The 20,861-nt window shown below is 47.3% G+C and carries 20 protein-coding genes; 5 read left to right on the top strand and 15 right to left on the bottom strand.

Translation table 11 applies throughout. The features are described 5' to 3' along the window. Positions 1-319 precede the first annotated feature (319 nt). From C3F13_06890 to C3F13_06820, 15 genes are all read right to left on the bottom strand, one after another. Positions 320-1,651: an anaerobic sulfatase maturase gene (locus C3F13_06890; GenBank protein ID PWB54473.1), complete on the bottom strand. Its 1,332-nt coding sequence runs from the start codon at positions 1,649-1,651 to the stop codon at positions 320-322. A 7-nt stretch (positions 1,652-1,658) separates the two neighbouring features. Further along, positions 1,659-3,536 (bottom strand): sodium-independent anion transporter, encoded by a 1,878-nt coding sequence (locus C3F13_06885; protein ID PWB54472.1) that lies wholly within the window; start codon positions 3,534-3,536, stop codon positions 1,659-1,661. A gap of 28 nt (positions 3,537-3,564) precedes the next feature. Further along, on the bottom strand, positions 3,565-4,680 hold the full coding sequence (locus C3F13_06880; GenBank protein ID PWB54471.1) for a hypothetical protein: 1,116 nt from the start codon (positions 4,678-4,680) through the stop codon (positions 3,565-3,567). 300 nt (positions 4,681-4,980) lie between these two features. After that, on the bottom strand, positions 4,981-5,814 hold the full coding sequence (locus C3F13_06875; protein ID PWB54470.1) for a hypothetical protein: 834 nt from the start codon (positions 5,812-5,814) through the stop codon (positions 4,981-4,983). Continuing rightward, complete coding sequence (locus tag C3F13_06870) at positions 5,811-6,479, bottom strand: hypothetical protein (GenBank protein ID PWB54469.1); 669 nt, start codon at positions 6,477-6,479, stop codon at positions 5,811-5,813. Before C3F13_06870 ends, C3F13_06875 begins: the two co-directional genes overlap by 4 nt. A gap of 67 nt (positions 6,480-6,546) precedes the next feature. After that, positions 6,547-8,916, bottom strand: a complete 2,370-nt coding sequence (locus C3F13_06865) for an arylsulfatase (GenBank protein PWB54468.1) — start codon at positions 8,914-8,916, stop codon at positions 6,547-6,549. A 122-nt stretch (positions 8,917-9,038) separates the two neighbouring features. Then, positions 9,039-9,224 carry a hypothetical protein gene (locus C3F13_06860; protein ID PWB54467.1) on the bottom strand — a complete coding sequence of 62 codons (186 nt, stop codon included), beginning with the start codon at positions 9,222-9,224 and terminating at the stop codon, positions 9,039-9,041. A 223-nt stretch (positions 9,225-9,447) separates the two neighbouring features. Continuing rightward, on the bottom strand, positions 9,448-9,747 hold the full coding sequence (locus C3F13_06855; GenBank protein PWB54495.1) for a hypothetical protein: 300 nt from the start codon (positions 9,745-9,747) through the stop codon (positions 9,448-9,450). Positions 9,748-10,005: 258 nt separating this feature from the next. Then, complete coding sequence (locus C3F13_06850) at positions 10,006-10,332, bottom strand: hypothetical protein (GenBank protein PWB54466.1); 327 nt, start codon at positions 10,330-10,332, stop codon at positions 10,006-10,008. A 12-nt stretch (positions 10,333-10,344) separates the two neighbouring features. After that, on the bottom strand, positions 10,345-10,776 hold the full coding sequence (locus C3F13_06845) for a hypothetical protein (GenBank protein ID PWB54465.1): 432 nt from the start codon (positions 10,774-10,776) through the stop codon (positions 10,345-10,347). A gap of 126 nt (positions 10,777-10,902) precedes the next feature. Beyond that, positions 10,903-11,205 carry a hypothetical protein gene (locus C3F13_06840; GenBank protein PWB54464.1) on the bottom strand — a complete coding sequence of 101 codons (303 nt, stop codon included), beginning with the start codon at positions 11,203-11,205 and terminating at the stop codon, positions 10,903-10,905. 71 nt (positions 11,206-11,276) lie between these two features. Further along, positions 11,277-11,825 carry a hypothetical protein gene (locus tag C3F13_06835; protein PWB54463.1) on the bottom strand — a complete coding sequence of 183 codons (549 nt, stop codon included), beginning with the start codon at positions 11,823-11,825 and terminating at the stop codon, positions 11,277-11,279. A gap of 139 nt (positions 11,826-11,964) precedes the next feature. Beyond that, the gene (locus C3F13_06830; protein ID PWB54462.1) at positions 11,965-12,393 is read right to left on the bottom strand and encodes a hypothetical protein; all 429 of its coding nucleotides are present in this window, start codon (positions 12,391-12,393) and stop codon (positions 11,965-11,967) included. Between the two features lie 175 nt (positions 12,394-12,568). Then, entirely contained in the window at positions 12,569-13,183 is a 615-nt protein-coding gene (locus C3F13_06825) for a DNA-binding response regulator (GenBank protein PWB54494.1), read from the bottom strand. 19 nt (positions 13,184-13,202) lie between these two features. Further along, positions 13,203-15,989 (bottom strand): hypothetical protein, encoded by a 2,787-nt coding sequence (locus C3F13_06820; protein PWB54461.1) that lies wholly within the window; start codon positions 15,987-15,989, stop codon positions 13,203-13,205. Positions 15,990-16,464: 475 nt separating this feature from the next. On the opposite strand from C3F13_06820, the gene C3F13_06815 reads away from it, so the two are divergent. From C3F13_06815 to C3F13_06795, 5 genes are all read left to right on the top strand, one after another. Next, positions 16,465-17,238, top strand: a complete 774-nt coding sequence (locus C3F13_06815; protein ID PWB54460.1) for a hypothetical protein — start codon at positions 16,465-16,467, stop codon at positions 17,236-17,238. A gap of 40 nt (positions 17,239-17,278) precedes the next feature. Continuing rightward, positions 17,279-17,653, top strand: coding sequence for a hypothetical protein (locus tag C3F13_06810; protein ID PWB54459.1), 375 nt, complete (start codon positions 17,279-17,281; stop codon positions 17,651-17,653). Between the two features lie 136 nt (positions 17,654-17,789). Continuing rightward, positions 17,790-18,530, top strand: a complete 741-nt coding sequence (locus C3F13_06805) for a hypothetical protein (protein ID PWB54458.1) — start codon at positions 17,790-17,792, stop codon at positions 18,528-18,530. A 249-nt stretch (positions 18,531-18,779) separates the two neighbouring features. Continuing rightward, a complete protein-coding gene (locus tag C3F13_06800) occupies positions 18,780-19,445 on the top strand; it encodes a potassium uptake system protein (protein ID PWB54457.1) in 666 nt (221 codons plus the stop codon). Beyond that, positions 19,442-20,848 carry a potassium transporter gene (locus C3F13_06795; protein PWB54456.1) on the top strand — a complete coding sequence of 469 codons (1,407 nt, stop codon included), beginning with the start codon at positions 19,442-19,444 and terminating at the stop codon, positions 20,846-20,848. Before C3F13_06800 ends, C3F13_06795 begins: the two co-directional genes overlap by 4 nt. Positions 20,849-20,861 lie beyond the last annotated feature (13 nt).

Below are 20,861 nucleotides of genomic sequence, written 5' to 3'. Positions count from 1 at the left end.
TAAGAATTCGAGCAAATGGGACGATGAGTTACTCAAGCAGAACGGGACTGATCGAGATCTAAAACAAAATGGGCATTGCATCGGTCCGCGTTGTATATAAAAGGTACCCATCAGTATCTATAGAAGACCCCCAAGCAAGTGAACCAGCAATATTGGATGCGAGTCCCGTCAGGCAGCTTTGGGCACATGAGAAACCTGGCGAGGATTCCTTATCTACCTAGGGAAATTCTTGTAGACGGGAGCAATCAGCTCTGCTAGTTGCTATAAGTTTTTTTCTATATAGGTAAAAAAGAGATCTATGGGGTAATTTTATCCTGCCCTATTCGACCAACTTCCCGCGGCTAGAGCTTTGCAGCTCCTCCTGAGCCAGTATTTGCATCACCTCGTCAGCATAACGTCCTCGGCGGAGTAGATCGGCCATGATTCGCATGGGGCGATCGATATGCTTGAAGAAGGATTTATAGCCTGCGCATAGATAGTTCAACCCGGGCTCACCATCGGGCGTGTTGACAAAGCGATTGCGCGGGCATTCTCCGTAACAGGCAAACAACACTTCACACTGCCGGCAATATTGGGGAAGCTTATCGAACTTATCCTGGCCGAATTTTTGTTGTTTCTTCGACGCTACCAGGTCAATCATATGGGTATCGGTGATATTACCCAGCAGAAAGGTGGGCTCGACAAAGTGATCGCAGGCATATAAATCACCATTGTGTTCCAGGGCAAGCGCGGTACCGCAAGTGGGCTGAAAAATGCACAAGCTGGGCTGGCCCACCCAATTGGCCAATGCTGAGTCGAAGTATTGCACAAAAACCTGGCCCACATCCCTCCCTACCCATTCATCAAAGATGGAAATGAGGAAACGCCCAAATTGCTCTGGGTGTACCGAACGCTCGGTCACCAGATTGCCTTTTTGAGTATATAGTGGACGGTCACTTCCGGAATTCTCGCTCCAACCCTGGTTTGCCAGGGGTAAAGTGGCAGCAGTCACCCGCTCGACGATTGGGATGAATTGAATATACTGCGCTTTGAGCTCATCGCGGAAGTAGTGATAGATTTCCAGGGGGTGATCTGCATTAGCCGCATGGACTGTGCACAGGATGTTTGTATCCACCCCATGCCTGATCAGTGCTTCTCTACCTTTCATCACCTGGTGGAAGCTGCCCTGTCCACCTTTATTCACCCGGTAGGTATTATGCAGCTCTTTAGTCCCGTCCATGCTTAACCCGACCAGGAAATTGTGCTGTTTGAAAAACTTTGCCCAATCATCGTCAAGCCTTGTGCCATTTGTCTGTATCGAGAATTGTACCTGCTGCCCTGTCTTTCTGTACTTCTCCACGTATTCCACAGATCGTTTGAAAAAATCCAGGTCCATCAAGGTCGGTTCACCACCTTGCCAGGCAATGGTTACTTCAGAAATCGGCTGGGATTCGAGCAACTGTCGGACATAGGTCTCGAGCAGCTGATCGGTCATACGGAACTGGCTACCCGGGTAGAGCAGCTCCTTGGAGAGAAAGAAGCAATATTTGCAGTCAAGATTGCACACCGCGCCGGTCGGCTTAGCTAATAGGTGAAATGCCAGCGGAGTAGTCGGAGAACTCGACTGAAATGGCGAAGCCTTGGATGGCTTAATTTCGTTTATATCAACCATATCGGGTTTATTTTATTGAATTTAATTTAGTAGCCTTTAGCATTTCTGCCAGTTTTTGATGATAATTTTCCAAAACCTCCCGTCGCTCTTCGGTTGGATTTGTGAGCAGCTTTTCAATCACATCCTGGGTCATCTTCAATCCATCTCTTACCACTTCAATATCCTCAAATCCATCGATTATGTCTGCGGTAAGATACTCAAGCATACTATCGAGATTCCGAGGCCGAACGTTTTTAAGGTTGATCTTTTGGAAGAAATTTCCTCGTTCGAGAGCCCTGCGTACTGGTCCATGCAGCCTAGATAACCACATATCGATGTTTCGGTTTACTAGCTCCTCATGAAGCTCTACCAGCATGTCCATTGAAGGTACATCCAGCTGGTTACTCATTTCCAGGTCGAGCAGGACGACCTTGACGGGTGGCTGTGCAGAATCTACAAGAGTAATGATCTCGTTTCGGAGAGCATCAGCATTGGCGAAGAACAAGCCTTCATCTGGCCGCAGGATCATCAATCCTGGTATGGTGTGATTATCCGGATGCCAGCGATTATCGCTAAAGATAAGTCTGCCAGGTTCACGACCAAGGACGCTTAATTTCGATTGACTGGCACGCCATACCAAGGCTAACAGGGATAGGATCACAGCGATCATTAATCCTTGAAGTGCCTCAAAGGTGAGAACTCCGAATATCGCCACGATTGCCAGCGTAAAATCCATGCGGTTCAAGTGGTAGAGACGGCGAATTGCTTTAACTTTTATCATTCCAGTTATAGCAACCACCACCACAGCAGCAAGCACCGCTTCAGGCAGGGGGGCAAAGAGCGGGGTAAAGAAAAGCGCCACAAAGATTGTCAAAAATGCGCAAACAATCAAGGCTACTGGTGTCTTTGCTCCGGCTCGGTCATTGGCAGCCGACTTGGACAGGCTTGAACCGATTGAAAACCCTTGGAAGAATCCAGCACCTAGATTGGCAGCTCCCAAGCCAACTAGTTCCTGGTTAGCGGATATTTCATAACTATGCTTGGCAGAAAAATTACGTGCTGGACCGTACGCTTCTGCGAAGTTGACCAACGCCAGCCCGAGTGCGGCTGGAATTAGCAGTAACCATTGGTCCAAAGCTAGACTTGGCAGTATTGGTGGAGCCAACCCAGCTGGGATGTCGCCCACCACCTTTATTCCTAGCGCTTCAAAAGCAAAGAGGCTGGATAAAATGATCCCGAGTACCATGACAATAAGCGCAGCAGGTAGCTTGTGGAAACGGTGTTCCAGCAAGAAAATCAAGGCGATTGAGAATAATCCCACGACTAAGGTTAATAAGTGTGTTTCGTTCAAGTGTATGATAATCTCGTACAGCCGCTCCCAGAAGTTTCCTGCCCCACCTTCGAGTCCGAACAGCTTGGGCACTTGCTTGATGGCAATTGTCAAAGCCAGTCCAGTAACAAAACCAGCCAAAACTGATTCAGAGAAGAACGATGCGATGCGGCCGAGCTTGAAAAGCCCTGCAAAGATAGAGACCAAGCCTGCCAGGATAGCCAATCCAGCGGTCAGCGCGGCATATTCCGGTGAACCAGATGCCGCCAGCGGCCCAATTGCTGCTGCTGACATTGTCGCAATGGCTGCAGAGACAGCTACCACAAGCTGACGTGAAGTTCCGAAAATGGCGTACATCAACAAGCCAATCGGTGCAGCATAAAAGGCAGTTTGGGGGGGCATACCAGCAATTTCAGCATAGGCCATACCCTCAGGGATCAACAAAGCCAGCACGGTCAAACCAGCCAGGACATCCCCGCGCAGCCATATCCGCTGGTAATTGGGAAGCCAGCTCATGATCGGTAAGAAACGGGTGATGCTTAATCGATTTTTATTTCTTGTCGCTTGAGAGGCCATAGTTTATCCTCATGACATAAATAATGAATCACTCACTGGTATCTTTCTGCTCACGCGAAGGGATAATTGTCCCCTTTACCTTTTCCCAAAGGCTGCCAACATGCTTTGCGGCTTCTTCCCTTTCCTCTTTCTTCTCCCCACCGGTATAACGCATAAGGATGGCCACAGGCCGGGTACCTTCAAAATTCTCCATAAAGATCAGCACTAATAGCGTCATCGGCACAGCCAGAATGGCGCCGATCCCGCCTAGGAGATATCCCCATATGAGTAAGCTGACGAATACAACGACCGGGGATATTTTTAGCTTATCTCCCATGATCTTCGGTTGGACAAAATTTTGAATACCGCCATTAATGAGAACATAAACAATAAAGACAATCACAGCAGTCTTCAGACCATAAATTGCATACGCAAGAAGAACAGGGGGAATCAGGGCGATCCAGAAGCCAATGGACGGGATATAACCCATGAACCATGCGAGTAATCCCCAGAGTAATGCATAAGGCACGCCCATGATCCACAAGAATATCGTATTACCTATGCCTACCAACAGATTAATAAAGGTGAGGGTGGTCATGTATTTACGGACATCTTCGGTGAGGGATGACACCCGACCAATGATTGGAGTAGTCGGGTCCAGGCCTAAGCGTGAGGGGGTGGGTAATGCCATGGCAGCACTGATCATAAACAGGAAAATCACGAGCGCTAATCCGAAAGAGACCAGCAAGCCAAGTGTGGTTTCCAGCAGCCCCTGTGCGACTGTTCCCAGACCGGCAGTGACTTGTGCAATTTGGACATTTAACGATGTACCTTCGGGCGCCGAGAGCTCCTGGCTGGCTTCAGCCGCACCACTTGCCAGGTATGTTGGCAATTCTGTGCTTAGCTTAGTTACTGAGAAGAAAACTGTGGCAATGACCGCTCCCAAGATAACAACGACTGATAGGATACTCAGGACTAATGCCAGCCAACCGGGCATGCCGCGTTTTGTCAGCAGGCTGGGTAGCGGTAAGACCGTGATCGTTATTACAATAGCCAGTAATATTGGGTTGATGATAGAGGCGGATGATCGCACACCAAATAAGATCACAAATACGGAAGCAAATCCTACCAGATAAATAACCAGCCGCCCTCGAATTTCATTCATGACATTCTCCTAATAAATAATCTCTCCTGATTATCGCATATTTCAGCGCCAATGCCAGCCCAGGAGGTGGCATGTCTCTCGCAGAATGAGTCAGTCACAATGCCAAATAAGCAGGTACCCGCGTATAAAATAATTCGATTATAGCCATACCGAAATTGTTGGCACATTCACAGACAATAAGGAAAAGAATGCAACAAACAACAGAGCTCTTCGTTTAGCGGTAAGTGCCCCGATCATCATTGTTGAAACCGGTATTGCAGTTGGAAGTAGTGGATGTAGCAGTCAGGCAACCAGTATTAATTACCTGTCTCCTGGTTCATCCTTTTTTTCTAAGAGTTGGCGGATGGCAGCCAGCTCATTTTTGACCCCAGCCAGTTCCTGTTCGACTGAAGAGGTAGCAATGATCGAACTCTCTGCTTGAGGAGCTGCTTTCTCTTCCTCAGCTGCTGACTGACCTCCGACAAGCACGCTGGCGAGAATACTGGCCAAGGCACCGATAATCCCAACGCCCATAAACATGATGAATAAGGCAGTAATGCGACCCGCTGGCGTGACCGGGTAACGGTCACCATAACCTACCGTGGTGATGGTCACGATTGAATACCAGAAAGCATCACCTCCGCTCTTGATGTTTGCATCGGGTGATTTACTTTCAAATTGGAGTACTAGCACACTGGATATGGTCAACACGATGATCGTCAGTAAAATCGTCAGAAATGTGGCATACCGGCTGCGGTTAGTGAGGATATCATTCAGCAGCGCTTTTTTATTTTCGCCACGCAATAAACGGGTAATGCGTGCGAGGCGGCTCAGGCGAGCCAGGCGTAATAAGCCTGCGTATTTACCAACATTGCTCAAAAGACCGAGCGAAGGTATCGATCCAAGTAAGTCGAGCCATCCGCGTTGCCCGATAAAGTAGTCAGATTTTTTAGGGGAGTTTTTAAGGTTCAGAAAAAAATCGATCAGGAAAATGAAGCAGATAAGGTTGTCGTAGAATGTAAGCAATTTGATCGTTTCGGAAGATAATGGCAACAATAAGGCCACCATCACGAGTAAAGATAAGACCGTGAGCACCAGGATAAATATATTGTACGAGTTGCTGTGTTTCCGTGGAGATGTTTCTTCCTTTGTCATAAGCTCACCTTCATATTAGTTTTTAGATTTGACCACAGGATATGAATGCTGATCAATAACACCCACATCGGAAATAGCAGCGAGGCCCAATCAAAAAAGCTCATGCTTAATAATAAAAATAATGCCAGTCCGATCCCAAGGTATGCCATCCAGCGCGGGATAATCCCGGTACGGATTGACAGGGTACTGGTGGAGATCATGAACACCCCGGCCATTTTCATTGTATATACCGTCATTATCATAAAAACGATCGTACGGCCCAGAGCATACGTCCCAGAGTTGATAAAACTGTCGGGATTGATGCCGTACAAACTAATTACGCTGCCCGCTACCCCAGAAGAAGTGAACAGCATCGCTAAAAATAAAAGTCCACTACCCAGGAAGACAGTGGAAAAGAATCGATCTTCAGACGACCCCAAGCGATCACGGATAACGCCTATAAACCACAAAAAGGCTATCCCAGAGAACGGGATCAGGTTTAAAGCCAGGCTAACCTTGGCAGAATTATCAGCCAGCCAATTTCCTTCAGCTTGTGGATTGGCAGGCACAGAAAGCTTTATCAGAACCAGGCTGATTAATAGCAAAACTGAAAACAGGATTCCTGCAATCGCAGCGGCGCGCGGCGTGGTCAGGCTAGCTCGGGGATGTATGTCTTCTTTGATCAATGATTTTTTAGCCTTTCATACGGTGGGGGTGAGCACCTTAAAACGCCCACCCCCAACTAATCACACTTTATTGCCTTGCCATGGCAATTCGCAAGCGTTCCTCTGGATCAATAAAATGGTCATGATCATCTTTGCCTACGTCTAGTTGAACCCAGCGTATCTTACCGGTAAATTTACTCGTTGCGGGTGTGTAATCTGAGCACACAGGCGTGCCGGACTCGTATCCAATGTCGGTGGTTTCATCGGCTGAGAAGACCATCGCCTGTGTTACCGCAACGCGACCCTTTCCCACTTCCTTGCCGTCGTAGAAAAGTATGACATTGCCGCCTTTGGCAAGACCACCACCGTCGTAAGCGAATTCCATGCGCACCTGATGCTTACCCTGGGGTATTGGTTCTGTGGCTTCAGTAGTAAACATGTGAATACCCAGCACATTGTAAACGAATTTAAGCTTACCGTTCTTGGCATAAACGCTCCAACCCCCAAACTTGCCGCCTTGTGCTATTATCACACCGTTGGCGGGCTTTCCTTTTACTTCGATCTCGGCCGTGATGGAAAACGACTTATTCTTTATATTTACCACACTGTTCTCCGACAGGCGCCCCATACCTGAAAAGAACATCTGCGAGTTGCCATGCACGAGCGTTGGTCGTCCAGCTAAGTCAGGGTTAAGGCGTTCACCGGTGCGGTCGTCCATAGGAACAACGTTATACTTGACAGCCTCGATCAACCACAGTCGCTGGAGTTGACTCAGCATGTCTGGATTTTCCTTGGCAAGGTTATTTGCCTGGCTCCAATCCTTGCTGCCGTCATAAAGCTCCCACAAATCATTGTCAAAAGCTGGCGCTTTTTCTACCAATAGCCACGGAGTGCGATGCTTGGTAACTGCACTCCAGCCCTTATAGTAGATACCTCGGTTGCCAAACATCTCGAAATACTGCAGCGCATGACGTTCGGGAGCGTTTCCATCGTTGAAACTATACAGGATGCTGGTACCTTCCATCGGGGATTGCAGCACGCCATTGACCATGGTTGGTTCAGGCAATCCAGCAGCTTCGAGTATAGTGGGGGCAATGTCGATGACGTGGCAGAACTGTGAGCGCATACCACCGTTTTGCTGGATGCCCTTAGGCCAGTGAACAATCGTACCATTGCGGGTTCCACCCCAGTGTGAGGCAATTTGCTTGGTCCATTGGTAGGGTGTATCCATCGCCCAAGCCCAGCCCACAGAATAGTGGTTGTAGGATTCAGGAGAGCCGAACTCGTCCATCTTGGAGAGCATGAATTCAGGGGTTTCCAGAGCCGCCATGCCGTTGAAATTCGCCATCTCGTTGAATGCGCCGTTTATCGTGCCTTCTGCAGAAGCACCATTGTCACCGATAATGTAGAAAATCAACGTATTGTCCAGGATCCCGAGGTTTTCGATCGCATCGATCACACGCCCAACGTGGTAATCTGTGTGCTCCAAGAACCCAGCATAAACCTCCATTTCACGCTCCAGCACAGGTTTAAGATTAACAGGCATATCGTCCCACGCAGTTATCTCGGTGTGGCGTTTGCACAAATCAGCGTCTGGGGGGATGACGCCCAATTCCTTCTGACGGGCGAAAGTGATCTCACGTTGTTTGTCCCATCCATGAGCAAACTTACCCTTGTATTTGTCAGCCCATTCCTTGGATACATGGTGAGGCGCATGGGTGGCTCCGGGTGCAAAGTACATAAAAAAGGGTTTATCGGGCATCAAAGCTTTCTGCTGGCGTACCCAATTGACTGCATGATCCGCCAAGTCTTCCGTTAGATGGTATCCTTCCTCTGGAGTTGACGGAGGTTCGATGGGGGTTAGTCCTTCGTACAGTGCCGGATCCCACTGGTTATTTTCGCCGCCGATGAAACCATAGAAATACTCGAATCCTCCCCCACCTGCTGGCCAGGCATCGAATGGCCCAAGTGGAGAGCTCTGCCAGACTGGGACTTCATGGCATTTGCCGAATTGAGCAGTCGAATAACCGTTCAACTTGAGTGTTAGGGCAATGGGTGCCTTTGTATTAGGTCGTAGCGAGTTGTTGCCTGGGGCAGATGTAGCAGTCTCGGTGATGCTGCCCATGCCCACGGAATGGTGATTGCGTCCGGTCAGTAAAGCCTGGCGAGTGGGTGCGCACAAAGCAGTGGTATGAAAGCGGTTATAACGCAAGCCGTTTGCCGCCAGTTTTTCAGCCGTCGGGGTATTAATGGGTCCGCCAAATGCGCTTGATGCTCCAAAGCCTACGTCATCCAGCAGGATGATCAATACATTGGGAGCGCCATCAGGCGGGCGTAGGGGTTCGATGGGAGGGTATTTTGTATCCGGGTCTTTCGCGTCATAAGTAGTCAACCCTGGTTTGACTAAGTCCGGGATTGGCAATATCGAACGCAGGTGTCGATCAGGTTGCTTCGGCATCTTTTCACTCCTTCTTCTGTTTTTTTATATTTTCCTACTTTTGAATTGTGTGCTATCTTTTATGTTTTTCTACCGATCCTTTGCACCTGCAGTAGCTATCGATCTACTGCATAGTTGTGCGTTTATTCCATTGCTTCAAGCATGGCGATTTCCTGGTCGGACGGTTCCTGACCTTCAATGCCCAGGTCATCCATGGCTGCATCCAGCTGTTCTTCCGGCTGATCTTCTACTTTCTGACCGGTATGCTGCTCAACCTGCTGTACTTTTCTCGAACTCGTCCTCACAGCCGAGGTACCCGCATCATTCATTTCTGCACCAGCAATGACCAGTCTGCAATGCGAGCGTCTCCAAATGCGGCGCTGCCTGCGTACTCCCCGTATTATCGTCCTTATTCTCTACACAGGTAGATTCCTTCGAGAAATAGTTTTTTATATGACTAATTGTCTCTCCTGGTTGAGCTGCGAAGTCACACTCCACAGCCTAATCAATAATTCAGGGCAGAGTGTGCTTCTCCAGCTGGTGGAGTGAAATCTACAACCCGAGTAATTTGGCTTTTTGTGCTTGGAATTCCTCTTCAGTAAGGATTCCTTGTGCTTTCAGTGCACCCAATCGTTCAAGCCGGGAAATCAATTCAGCCTCAGACACAGGTTGGTTCACTTGAGTAGGCTGTGTGTTTTGATCTTCTGCTTCAAGCATAGCGATTTCCTGGTCGGTGGGTTCCTGTCCTTCTATGCCCAGGTCATCCATGGCAGCATCCAGCTGTTCTTCGGATAGGTCTTCGGCTTTCTGACCGGTATGCTGCTCAACCTGCTGTACTTCGCTCGGACTCATCTTCACAGCAGAAGTTCCAGCAGCAATCAGTACTGCACCGCCGATGATCAGTCGTCGACGCATGCGTCTCCTTATGCGGCGGCGCCTGCGTACTCCCCGTACCATTGCCCTTCGTCTCATCATAGATAGATTCCTCCGAGAATGAGCTTTTCCAGCCTGACACGGCAATCTCTACCAGGAAAGCTGGGAAAACACACATAGCTAATATACCAATAATTACTTGCTTTGCATGCTTCCCCAGCCCGGTTACAACAGAAGTTACATCCCTAGCAGTTTTGCCTTCTGAGCCTGGAATTCTTCTTCAGTTAAGAGACCTTGCGCTTTGAGTGCACCCAACCGTTCCAGCTGCGTGATCACATCATCCTGTGGGGCTGGTATATATTCTGGAGCCGGTGGGGCGTATTGCTCCTGGGGCGGCGGTGGAGCGTATTGCTGTTGAGGTGCTTGAGCATTGACAGTATTCATTGCACTCGCATAAGCCTGGGCATTTTTATCTGCCTGGCGGCGGTTCACTGCATTCCTTGTAGCGGTAGCTGTCCCAACCACGGCAGCTGTCCGTACCATACCTCTCATTAATCCTGGCATTCTTACCTCCTTTTACGCTCCAGCTTGTAGTGAGGCATAAGCCTCATCAATGACAAGCGCAGGAACGCGGAAATTCAACGCTACTTCTGCACCGCTTGCTAAGATGGCATTCGCCAAATCAACAGCCCAAGCATGCTCGATCGCCAGGGCTACCACAGCTGAACCGGGCACCATGCCTTCCCATATAGTGTCGGCATCGGTGCTGTCGAATAGGCCGCGCGTCGCGGTATCAATGAAACCCAGTGAAGCTTTATCTTTAGCAGGAAGGTCTTCAATATCGATGGACATACGTACCCCTGTCTCGTTTTTCACGAGGATCAGAGCATCCAGCACACGGATAACCTTATTGGAGACCTGTTTTTCTATTTCTTTGAGTATGCTGCCATCGAACTTCGGCTCTCCAGAAGCCAGAACGAGGACATCAACGGGTCCATGTTTCAACATTAGACTTTACCTCCGATATAGTTTCATCTTTAATAATGGATTTTTTCAGCCATACCCTTCCATCACGGCTTTGTCGATTCCAATCGATACTTTCTAGTACTACCCAAATTGCTGCTTTTAATTAAACTATGCAGCGGGAGTGTAGCCTGGAATCGCATTGCGATTGTTGTAAACAGTATGAGCGTAGTGTGAAAGGTCAAGGAACACCGCCAGGATGACCCAGAACCAGTCAAAGCCATTGATCCCACCGGCACCCACAGAGAGGATAAACCACATCAGGGTAGTGAATGGTAGGAAGACAATCCCCAGGACAGGCCACCACCACTTACCATTGAAGGCCAGCAGGAACTGATTTGGGCGGGCGATCCAGATAAAAATGTCCGCCAGACGGGGGAACATTCCAGCGAAAAGTGCGAATAGACAAGGCATTTTATTTTCTCCTTTTTTTATATGTACTTGCTAAATATTACAGCATCCATCACAAGAATGCCGATTACTACCTACCGGCCGCCATGGGCCATTTCATCGATACAGACTGCCACTGCCAGGATCAACACATCATCCTGACCAGTTTCGATCGCAACCCCGTAACTGTCACGCAGGCGGAACCACTTCTTTGAGACTTCTGCCACCTTATCGCGACCTTCACCAATGGAGTACTCATGATCTAAGATGTTTCCTTGCACCTCCAAGTCTGGACCATTCTTAACCTTAACCACCCACCTCTCACGGAGGGGAGTGATCAAAGCTTTCTTGACCATCGCCAGCTGTTCACCGCGCGGTCCTTCGATCTCCATGCTATCCTTGATACGCAGCATGCGTTCCTGGATCTTACAAAGTTCGTTGCCCCGCGCATCTTCGAAAATCAGCGTCTGGCGAATACGCAGAGCTTTTCCATCTACTTTAAATACTTTCTGTCCGCGTTCATCCTCGATCCAAAAATCATCACCGATCGCCACCATCTTTTGACGCATCTGGTAGCGTGTTCCTCCACCACCCGGCCGTCCTAGCTGGCGATCGTCACGTCTTTCTTCACGTCGACCTCGCATAATTTTGTCCTCCATTTACCATAATTTGCGGCTTACTCTCCGCAGGTCGTCAATTCAAGCAATCTCTCGTTCTTGCATCAGTAGATTTATTCTATTAGCAACCTCCTTATCATGGGTCGTGGGTAGGGTAGATTAAAAATCAAGTTACTCTGACACCACTATATTGCAGGTCATCTCGAAAACATCGCAGTATTGGTAAAAGCTCATCTGGTGGTTTATCCATGTCAATAAAGTGGTACACACCATAATTCTGGAAATGCTCTTTATTTTCCAACCTTCGCGAGAACATCACGATTTTTGGTGAATGGGTAAATTTTTGTAACTCTGACAGGAGTTCAATCACCAATTGGTCAGTCTGCTCACAGGCAAGCAGCAGTACATCAGGTTGAGAGCCTTCCAATTGGTTCAATAATCCGCGCATCCGATCTGACATACCGATTACTACCATACCTGGTTCATGGTCTATCAGCATTAGCAAAGCCAGTCGAAGCCCTTCATCCATACAGGCCAGGAAAATCCGCATGATTGCCAACTGATTCACTCCCAATGAGCGGATGCAATATCTCATCGGACAGTATCTCATAAAAGTCGAGCAACAGCATCCAACGTATGGTCTATCTATAAATAGGCCGAACGGCCTATTTAAAAGTTATCGGACGGAATTATGCGTGTTTATACTTTCAGGCTCTACAGGCAACAAGCTGTCAAGTCTTGTGAAGTAGGAATTATTCACCACAGATGGATCAGCTGACCAATCGGTATTTCACCGCAAGCGAGGCAGCTTGCGCACGGTTGGTCGCCCCTAATTTTTGGAGGCAGGCGCTGACATGATGCCTGGCCGTCGCTGGACTGATAACAAGTTTATCGGCGATCTGTTCATTGTTTAACCCTTGCACGATTAAAGCCAATACTTCAAGCTCACGCGGGCTCAGGTCCATACCGGGATTAAGAGGGCCTGTCTTCGAACGGATGAGAGCCATGGTAGCTTCGGATGCCAGGGTTGGCCGTCCAGCATAAGCGGAACGGATCGCATTTGCGAGATCATCAATCGGCGCATTTTTTAATGTGTAGCCTATAGCTCCCGCTTCCAAGGATTTATGCACCAGATAGTCCTCGGAATAACTGGTCAGTATAATAACTTTCACCTGTGGGTATTGCTTACGGATGAGCTGTGTCGCGCTAATACCATCCATCTCTGGCATAAGGATGTCCATCAGTATTACATCCGGAGTGTTTTTCTGGCAAAATTCTAGTGCAGCGCGCCCATTCTCTGCTTCACCGATTAACTCAAGGTCATTAAAAACGAGGAACATGCTCTTTAGGCCATCGCGAACGACCGGATGGTCATCCACGATCATCACCTTGATGGGTCTTGAATCATTCATTTTCTGAATATTCTCCCTTTTCAGGCCAACGGATCGCTATCACTGTGCCAATTCCTGGCTCACTCTGGATGTGTAAACCTGCTTGGATTTGGGCTGCCCTTTCTTGCATGATATTGAGTCCGAGATGCCCCGCAGGTATTTCTTCTGGAATAAACCCACAACCGTCATCCTGAATATGTAGTTCCAGCAATTCACCTGAGCTATCCATATTTATCTCTATTTGTGATGCATTGGAATGATTAATCGCGTTATTTAAGGCTTCTTGAGCAATGCGATAAATTGGTGTGATGACCTTGCCGGGGAGAAAATGATCTCGATTGATTGTTAAAGTAATTGTGGCAAGAGTCCGCGTCCGCCCTGCTTCAACAAGCATGGTAAGTAATTTGCCAAGCGTCTGATTCTGAAGCTCGCCTGAGCGTAGCTCAATGAATAACGAGCGCATTTCTGCTAATGCCCCGCGAAGGAGTGTATTCAGTTTCTCCATATTTTGCTGGGCAAGCGATACATCCCGTTTCCAAATGCGGGGGGTTGCCTGTGCAAGGATACTGGCGGTAAACAGGGTCTGAGTCACCGAATCATGCAATTCTTGTGCTAGGCGGTTACGCTCATCAGCAGCAGCACTCGCCTGAGCTTTGGTGAATAATTGATCATTCTCGATGACAATGGCTGCCTGGTTAGCAAACGTAGATGCAATGCTGATGCTTTCATCTGTGAAATCACTCTCAGAGGCACAACCAACGATGAACAAACCGATTAAATTTTCTTTTAAAACTATGGGGATCCAGCTACTTGAAAGGGATCCTTGTGTACAGGACTGTTCCAGCCAGGTGTATATCTTATTAACAACACTCAATTCCGCTACCATGCTTGTTAATGCATTTGTAATCACAGGTTTTCCTGATTTTAAGGCGGTGGTAAGTGCTAATTCTTCTTCAACGGATAAAACCAGGTCGTCTGATTCTCGGATGATGGTGGCAGGTGAGCATACTTTTATTTTCCAAAAACCTCGTTCAGCTAAAACAATCACTGCATAGTTGAAATCCACTACTGTTTTAAGTCTTTTCAGTATTTCATGGAGCTGGTTATCTAACCCTTTGGATGTGCTAAGCTCATGGGAAAGCTCCAGTAAAGTAGAAAGCTTTTTAGTGCGATCATTTACACGTTGTTCTAATAGATGACCAGATAATACTCTTTCAGTGATATCGGTTGCCACGACTACCGATCCTTTGTATCGATGGTCGTTTTCAAATAGCGGCATTGGGCTGATGCTCAGGTACAAATCCGATCCATCTTTGCGAAGCATCTTCAGCTCATAGGCAGAAGAAGCTCCAGACCTCCGCGCTTGAAGTTGCTCCGTGAGAATAACTTCATTTACTTTATCCATAAACTCAAATGCTTTATGACCGATGAGCTCCTCGGCTTGATAGCCCAGCATGGTACACATCCGTTGATTTACATAAGTGTAGCGCGCCTCCTGATCTGTAACTGCTAGACCGTCATTCATCGTTTCAACCAGCTGGCGATAGCGGCTTTCAGTTGCTTGAGACTCGTTAAATGCATTCTCCTTTTCGACTTTTAATAGATTAATTCGATCTGCAAGTGCGATGGACCAGCATATCGCCATCCATAAATATCCAATACGATAGGCGTTTTCACTAATTACGTTGCTGCTGGCAAATTGCAGTCGTACCAGAAGTACCCATACCATAGAGAGAAGCAACCCAAGCCAGGCAATCATGAAAAGGCGCACAGGTCGGAAACCGCGCAACCAGGAAATGATCCCCGCAATAGCGACTACAATGAGAGATGCAATCGCCCAAGGAACTCCCAATAAGGCCATCACGTGATAATCAATTAAAAGCGACAGGATCATGCATACGATCCCCACTGATATGATTCCGAGATCTACCCAATGGAATTTTGGTAGTCGATGTTTTAACTGTAGAAATGAATCAGCGAATGAAATCATAAAAGTAAACAGAAGGAAAAATGTTAGTGGATATATATGGTCAATTAGGAAATATAAATTTGGAATAATGTAGATTTCCAAATAACCATCATATGTTGCTTCTTCGATAATCAAACTGGCAAGTAAAATTACGAAAAATGCATAACTTCCTTCTCGCAAGGTAAAAAGCAAGAAAAGGTTATAGAATAATAAACCAATCAATATCCCATAAAAGATCCCATCCAACACTTGCTTCATCGTAGACTGATTTATGAATGCACTCGGAGCCCAAAGTGTAAGTGGTAAAGTCATCGATCCACCATTCTGGAAGCGCAAGTAGAACGTCTCTACACTCTGGGATGGGACGGGTAATTTAAAAATAATGAGGGGATAGACGAGATCACGGGATGCGACAGGCCTTAGCACACCGGTTTGTTTCCCGCTGAATCCCATATCATCGGGTAATGGTGAATATAAATCAACATAATGCATGTTAGCAAAGCCAACTTCCAATAACCAGTCAGTGATTTGTTGGGTTTGGTTATCAAGGGTGAAACTCACCCAATATGCACTTTGCGTAAAACCATAATTCGGCACCGATACATTACTGGGTCGAAACTGGGAAGAGTATTGATCCGAGGTTATATCCTGGATGGTTAGCTTACCAGTAGGATCCTCAAGGATTTGCAGGTCCAAGCCAAGCGGATAGTTCCCCTGCCCGCCGGTGAGTACAATGGATTCTCCTACTTGTTGTGAGCTGGTTTGTGCCAGGGCAGGTGTAATTAATGTTGCTAACAAGATCACAAAGAGGATAGGGATAAAGCGTTTCATAATTGCCTGGGAAGCAGATCAATGGAAATACTCGAGGCTATAAATGGCTATTATATTCGAGAATATTACTAATATCTAATTCGGCATTCCTTACTTTATAATTATAGAAATTTCCTTAGAATCCCTGCAGCGTGAGCTTTCCAGTGTAAATGGTGTATTCGCCAAATATCAGGTTGCAGTACCCTGGTAAACAGGTAGTTTTTATTACGCAAGAGTTGACTAATCCTTCTTCTCGAACACCACTTACCGGGAAATTTCCCGGAATGACTCCTTCCTTATCCGGTGTTTCTAATCCTTCCTAAGAACCGAACACACTTATATCCGTCTGGGATAGGTTGACCTTTTTAATTGAACCTACCGGTTCTTTTTTGAAATACTTTATTCCCAGTAGCACACTCTGCGAAACTAGTGGATTTTGATAAAATACATGGAATCTTCAACTTTTCGGAAATTTATATATTCCCTGGAGGAATGAGTGAAAAAAGTCTTGTATTCGCTTGGTATCTCTGTAGCTTTTATCGCACTGGCAGCATGTTCTTCTTCAAAAACCAGTAACGGAAGTGATATGACGGATCAAATTTGGATGCTAGCAGAGTTAAATGGAAATCAGCTAGTAGCAGGCTCCACTATTTCAGCCATGTTCACGCAGGATGGGAAGATCAGTGGATCAGCGGGTTGCAATCGATATATGGGCAGCTACCAAATCTCCGGTAGCACTATTTCGATCTCATCAACTCTTGCCACTACCATGATGATGTGCGAAAGCTCGCTCATGAACCAGGAAAAAGTCTACTTGAAAGCCTTGCAGGAGGCAAAGTCATATTCGATCAAGGCTGATCAGCTAAGCCTGATGGACGCAGGTGGCAAAGTATTAGTCACGTATCAAGCACAGAACCAGGGGCTAGCGGGTACCTCCTGGGAAGTGATAGCTTATAACAATGGGAAACAAGCAGTAACGAGCGTTTTAGCGGGAACGACATTATCTGCTGATTTTGGTGAAGATGGCACACTCTCAGGCTCCAGCGGTTGTAATTCTTATAGCGGCAGTTACAAGCTTGATGGTAAAAATATCTCTATTGGCCCTCTTGTTTCTACAAAGATGTACTGCGGTGAGCCTGCTGGTGCAATGGATCAGGAAACACAGTTTCTGCTCGCTCTTGAGTCTGGTAAGGCATATGTGGTCGAAGGGAATGCACTTGAACTGCGGACCCAGGATGGTGCCCTGGCAGTAGACCTGATACGTAAGTGATAGAGTCTCAGGCAATAAGATTATTTGGAGGAGACAGCACATGGGAGAGAAACAACGCACGAATCAAGAGGAAGAAATTGTTGTTAATCGGGTAAAGAAATACCAACCTGTCAGGAGCTTATTTTTATTAGATGTGTTGAGTGATCCCGATTCAAGGCCAACTATTTTCTATGCCCTGGCCACTCTGTTTCTGGGGGCACTATTCTACCATTGGTTTGAAGGCTGGAGTTTTTTAGATTCAATCTACTTCTGTGTTGTCAGCCTGGGCACGGTGGGGTATGGAGATTTCACACCCAAGACTCCCGTGGGAAAGGTTTTTACGATTGTCTATTTGATTAATGGTATTGTGATCCTGCTAGCTCTCTTCGACCGCATCCGCTTTGTCCGCTCGCAACGCGCTCACAAGCAATCCTAGCTGAAGCAGGTGAAATGATTAGGTAAACAGGAAATAATTGTGTAGACGAAGGACAAATTTTTATCCATCTCATCGTCAATCGTTAAGACCAAAGAAATCTAGAATTTTGCACTTATTTGAGCACAAGGACAGTATTATGGGACAAGCAGCTTTTTGGAGTTTTTTAGCTACGGTTACTTTGTTGATCGGCATGGTCTTGGCATATCGTAATTTAATCAACGATAAATGGACGGCATTAATCATGGCCTTCGGTGCAGGTGCGATTATCAGCGCGGCAACGTATCAGCTAATTCTCGGTGCTGTATTGGATGTGAAGGGAAAATATATATTAATAGCGGTTGGAATCGCCCTCGGTGCTTTGACCTTCTACTTTGCCGATCAATGGGTGGATAAACTCGGAGGTGAAGATCGAATGGACATGGAAGGCGGGCAGGCCAGTGGATCCGGGTTGGGTATCTTGCTTGGTTCCCTACTCGACGGTGTACCAGAATCCCTGGTGCTCGGGCTCTCCCTGGTTCACTCACCCCAAGTCTCCTTGGCCTTTATTTTCGCCGTAGCAATCAGCAACATACCCCAAGGCCTGGGAGGCACCGCAGGAATGTTAAAAAGCGGCTGGGCGAAAGCCAAGATCACACGCTTATGGTTGGCAGTTTGTGGTTTGAGTATTCTTGCAGCAGTCTTCGGATATGGACTGGCGACTGTCCTACCTGGTGCTACAGGTGCCATGGTTGACTCGTTCGCGGCAGGAGCATTACTGGTCATGTTGACTGATTCGATGATCCCAGAATCCTTTGAACATGGCGGAAAGGAAACCGGTTTATTCCTGGTCATTGGCTTCAGCGTAGCGGTTGCGATGATGCTGCTTCAGCCCGGCTGATTATTTCAATTATGAAAAGAAATCCTTAGGAGTAATAAGAAGATTACCGAATTTGGTCGAGATGATCAGGTTATCCTACTGATACTCTAGTGGGCTCAGCAGGAGATTTTCCTGCGATTGCACAAATTCGCATTAAGGATTAGCTTGATATTAGCCTGATGAAGAAATATTAGCTGCAAATTGGATATCCATCCTAAAAGTTGTTATAAAATCAAGAAGTTCGATTTTAATATACATACGGAGAGCAGCATGCCATCACTCGCAAAAAATAAAGAGAAGGAATTTGCCATTATCGGGTTGGGACGGTTCGGTAATAGCCTGGCACGCCGGTTGGAAGAACTCGGCCATCCGGTGTTGGGTATAGACAACGACTCGCAGAGGGTAAAGGCAATCACAGACGAAATTCATGAGGCTGTCATCCTGGATGCCACCAATGAAGCTGCTTTACGCCAGGTGGATATCACCGCCTTTCAGACAGTGGTGGTAGCGATTGGCAGGAATTTTGAAGCGAGTGCCTTGATCACCTCCACGCTAAAAAACCTGGGGATACCCCAGGTTATCTCCCTATCAAATACGGATAGACACCGGCAGATATTATTACGGATTGGTGCTGACCGGGTGATCCTGCCAGATGAAGAGAGTGGCCACCGGCTAGCAGAGGAGCTTAGCATCCCGGGAATTCTTGAAGAGCTTCCGTTAAGCCAGGATTATCACCTGATCGAGATAAAACCCTCGACCTGGTTGCTAGGCAAAGGGATTAAGGAATGTGAGGAATATGATGTGATTGTGGTGCTCATCCTGCGGGGCGATGAACTGATTATTAGTCCTGACCTGAACACCCACATCTTACAAAATGATATTCTGGTGCTGGTGGGTAATAAGGAACGATTGGTAGAATTCAGTAACCTGCAATGAAAATTTCGCGTGCTGCATCCAAAGCTAACAGGCAGCGTAGGATCCAAATCCGTCAGATTACTGGTACTCCCGAAGGACGACAATTCCCGGTAGCCCTTCAGTTGCTAGTGGGTTTACTCATGTTGATCGCAATAGGTACCGTCCTGCTGCTCATTCCCGGTGCAGCCAACCGAAGATTATCATTCATGGAAGCCCTTTTTACAGCCACTTCAGCCTCAGCAGTCACCGGCTTAAGCCTTTTCCCAATCAGCACCGAGCTGACCATATGGGGTAAACTGGTTGTCCTGGCATTAGTCCAGGTCGGCGGGGTGGGATTTATCGTGTCTGTTGCGCTATTCTTTCGCTTGATCGGGCACCAAATCTCTCTCGGTGATCGCCTGGCAGTGACCAGCTCTCTGGGTTTAGACCGATCGGAGGATATCATCAAGATAATGCTCCGGGCGATTGGGTTAATGCTATTAATCGAAGGTCTAGGTGCCGCATCGCTATTCTTACACTGGAAGCTCGCTGGAATTGTCCCAGCTGGGAAATCTATCTTTTATGCCATTTTCCATGCCGTTACGGCTTATTGCAATGCTGGTTTCGACCTCTTTTATGGTCTTCCCGAATACCCCAATGGGATTCCAACCGATAATCTCAGTATGCTTATCCTTGGAGGGTTGATCATCCTGGGAGGCCTGGGAATTCCCATTTATATGGACCTAATATTTCGCCGCCATCGACCATTTTCTTTGCACACCCGCATCACGATCAGTATCACTTTAATCCTTATCTTCATTGGTTGGATAGGATTATTGATCTCCGAGTATCGCCAGCCTGGCGTATTGAGTAGTATGTCTTTTGGTCAAAGGTCTATCCTGGCCTGGTTTCAATCGGTGTCGGCCAGGACAGCGGGCTTCGCAAGTTTACCCGGTTTCAGCGAGCTTAATTTCCCATCAATTTTATTATTGATCGGCCTGATGTTCATTGGTACTGCTCCCGCTTCGACTGGAGGTGGTATCACCACGGGCACCTTTGTGATCCTGTGGCTGGCAATTATCAGTTATGCCCGTGGGCTGGATAAAATTCAGGTTGGCAAACACTCGCTACCGAGTAACCTGATTATTCGTGCACTTGTTGTTTTTGTGATCAGCTTGATGTTGGTTATTGTGGGAACGTGGTTGATCCTGCTGACGAACCCGTTCAATTTAGAACAAGTATTATTCGAAGTCGTTTCTGCGTATTCAACCACGGGGTTATCCCTCGGTATCACAAGTGGATTGAACACCATCGGCCAATTCATTATCATGATCACTATGGTCGCAGGCCGTTTGGGTGCAATCACCATCATGATTTCCTTACTCGGACGTGATAGGCGAAAGAATCTGGTCGAGTACCCAGAGGAATCGATCCTAATTGGGTAAATTCTCAATCACA

The organism is Anaerolineales bacterium (assembly GCA_003105035.1).
GTDB lineage: Bacteria > Chloroflexota > Anaerolineae > Anaerolineales > UBA4823 > FEB-25.
Note: the sequence above shows the minus strand (reverse complement) of the source record. Positions and strands in the feature narration are given on the sequence as shown.

Coding starts and splice junctions, on each gene's coding strand:
- C3F13_06890 (PWB54473.1), bottom strand. CDS start 1,651: ATGGTTGATATAAACGAAATTAAGCCATCCAAGGCTTCGCCATTTCAG.
- C3F13_06835 (PWB54463.1), bottom strand. CDS start 11,825: ATGCGAGGTCGACGTGAAGAAAGACGTGACGATCGCCAGCTAGGACGG.
- C3F13_06855 (PWB54495.1), bottom strand. CDS start 9,747: ATGAGTCCGAGCGAAGTACAGCAGGTTGAGCAGCATACCGGTCAGAAA.
- C3F13_06830 (PWB54462.1), bottom strand. CDS start 12,393: ATGAGATATTGCATCCGCTCATTGGGAGTGAATCAGTTGGCAATCATG.
- C3F13_06885 (PWB54472.1), bottom strand. CDS start 3,536: ATGGCCTCTCAAGCGACAAGAAATAAAAATCGATTAAGCATCACCCGT.
- C3F13_06865 (PWB54468.1), bottom strand. CDS start 8,916: ATGCCGAAGCAACCTGATCGACACCTGCGTTCGATATTGCCAATCCCG.
- C3F13_06880 (PWB54471.1), bottom strand. CDS start 4,680: ATGAATGAAATTCGAGGGCGGCTGGTTATTTATCTGGTAGGATTTGCT.
- C3F13_06820 (PWB54461.1), bottom strand. CDS start 15,989: ATGAAACGCTTTATCCCTATCCTCTTTGTGATCTTGTTAGCAACATTA.
- C3F13_06825 (PWB54494.1), bottom strand. CDS start 13,183: ATGATCGTGGATGACCATCCGGTCGTTCGCGATGGCCTAAAGAGCATG.
- C3F13_06845 (PWB54465.1), bottom strand. CDS start 10,776: ATGTTGAAACATGGACCCGTTGATGTCCTCGTTCTGGCTTCTGGAGAG.
- C3F13_06805 (PWB54458.1), top strand. CDS start 17,790: ATGGGACAAGCAGCTTTTTGGAGTTTTTTAGCTACGGTTACTTTGTTG.
- C3F13_06840 (PWB54464.1), bottom strand. CDS start 11,205: ATGCCTTGTCTATTCGCACTTTTCGCTGGAATGTTCCCCCGTCTGGCG.
- C3F13_06795 (PWB54456.1), top strand. CDS start 19,442: ATGAAAATTTCGCGTGCTGCATCCAAAGCTAACAGGCAGCGTAGGATC.
- C3F13_06810 (PWB54459.1), top strand. CDS start 17,279: ATGGGAGAGAAACAACGCACGAATCAAGAGGAAGAAATTGTTGTTAAT.
- C3F13_06800 (PWB54457.1), top strand. CDS start 18,780: ATGCCATCACTCGCAAAAAATAAAGAGAAGGAATTTGCCATTATCGGG.
- C3F13_06850 (PWB54466.1), bottom strand. CDS start 10,332: ATGCCAGGATTAATGAGAGGTATGGTACGGACAGCTGCCGTGGTTGGG.
- C3F13_06875 (PWB54470.1), bottom strand. CDS start 5,814: ATGACAAAGGAAGAAACATCTCCACGGAAACACAGCAACTCGTACAAT.
- C3F13_06860 (PWB54467.1), bottom strand. CDS start 9,224: ATGAATGATGCGGGTACCTCGGCTGTGAGGACGAGTTCGAGAAAAGTA.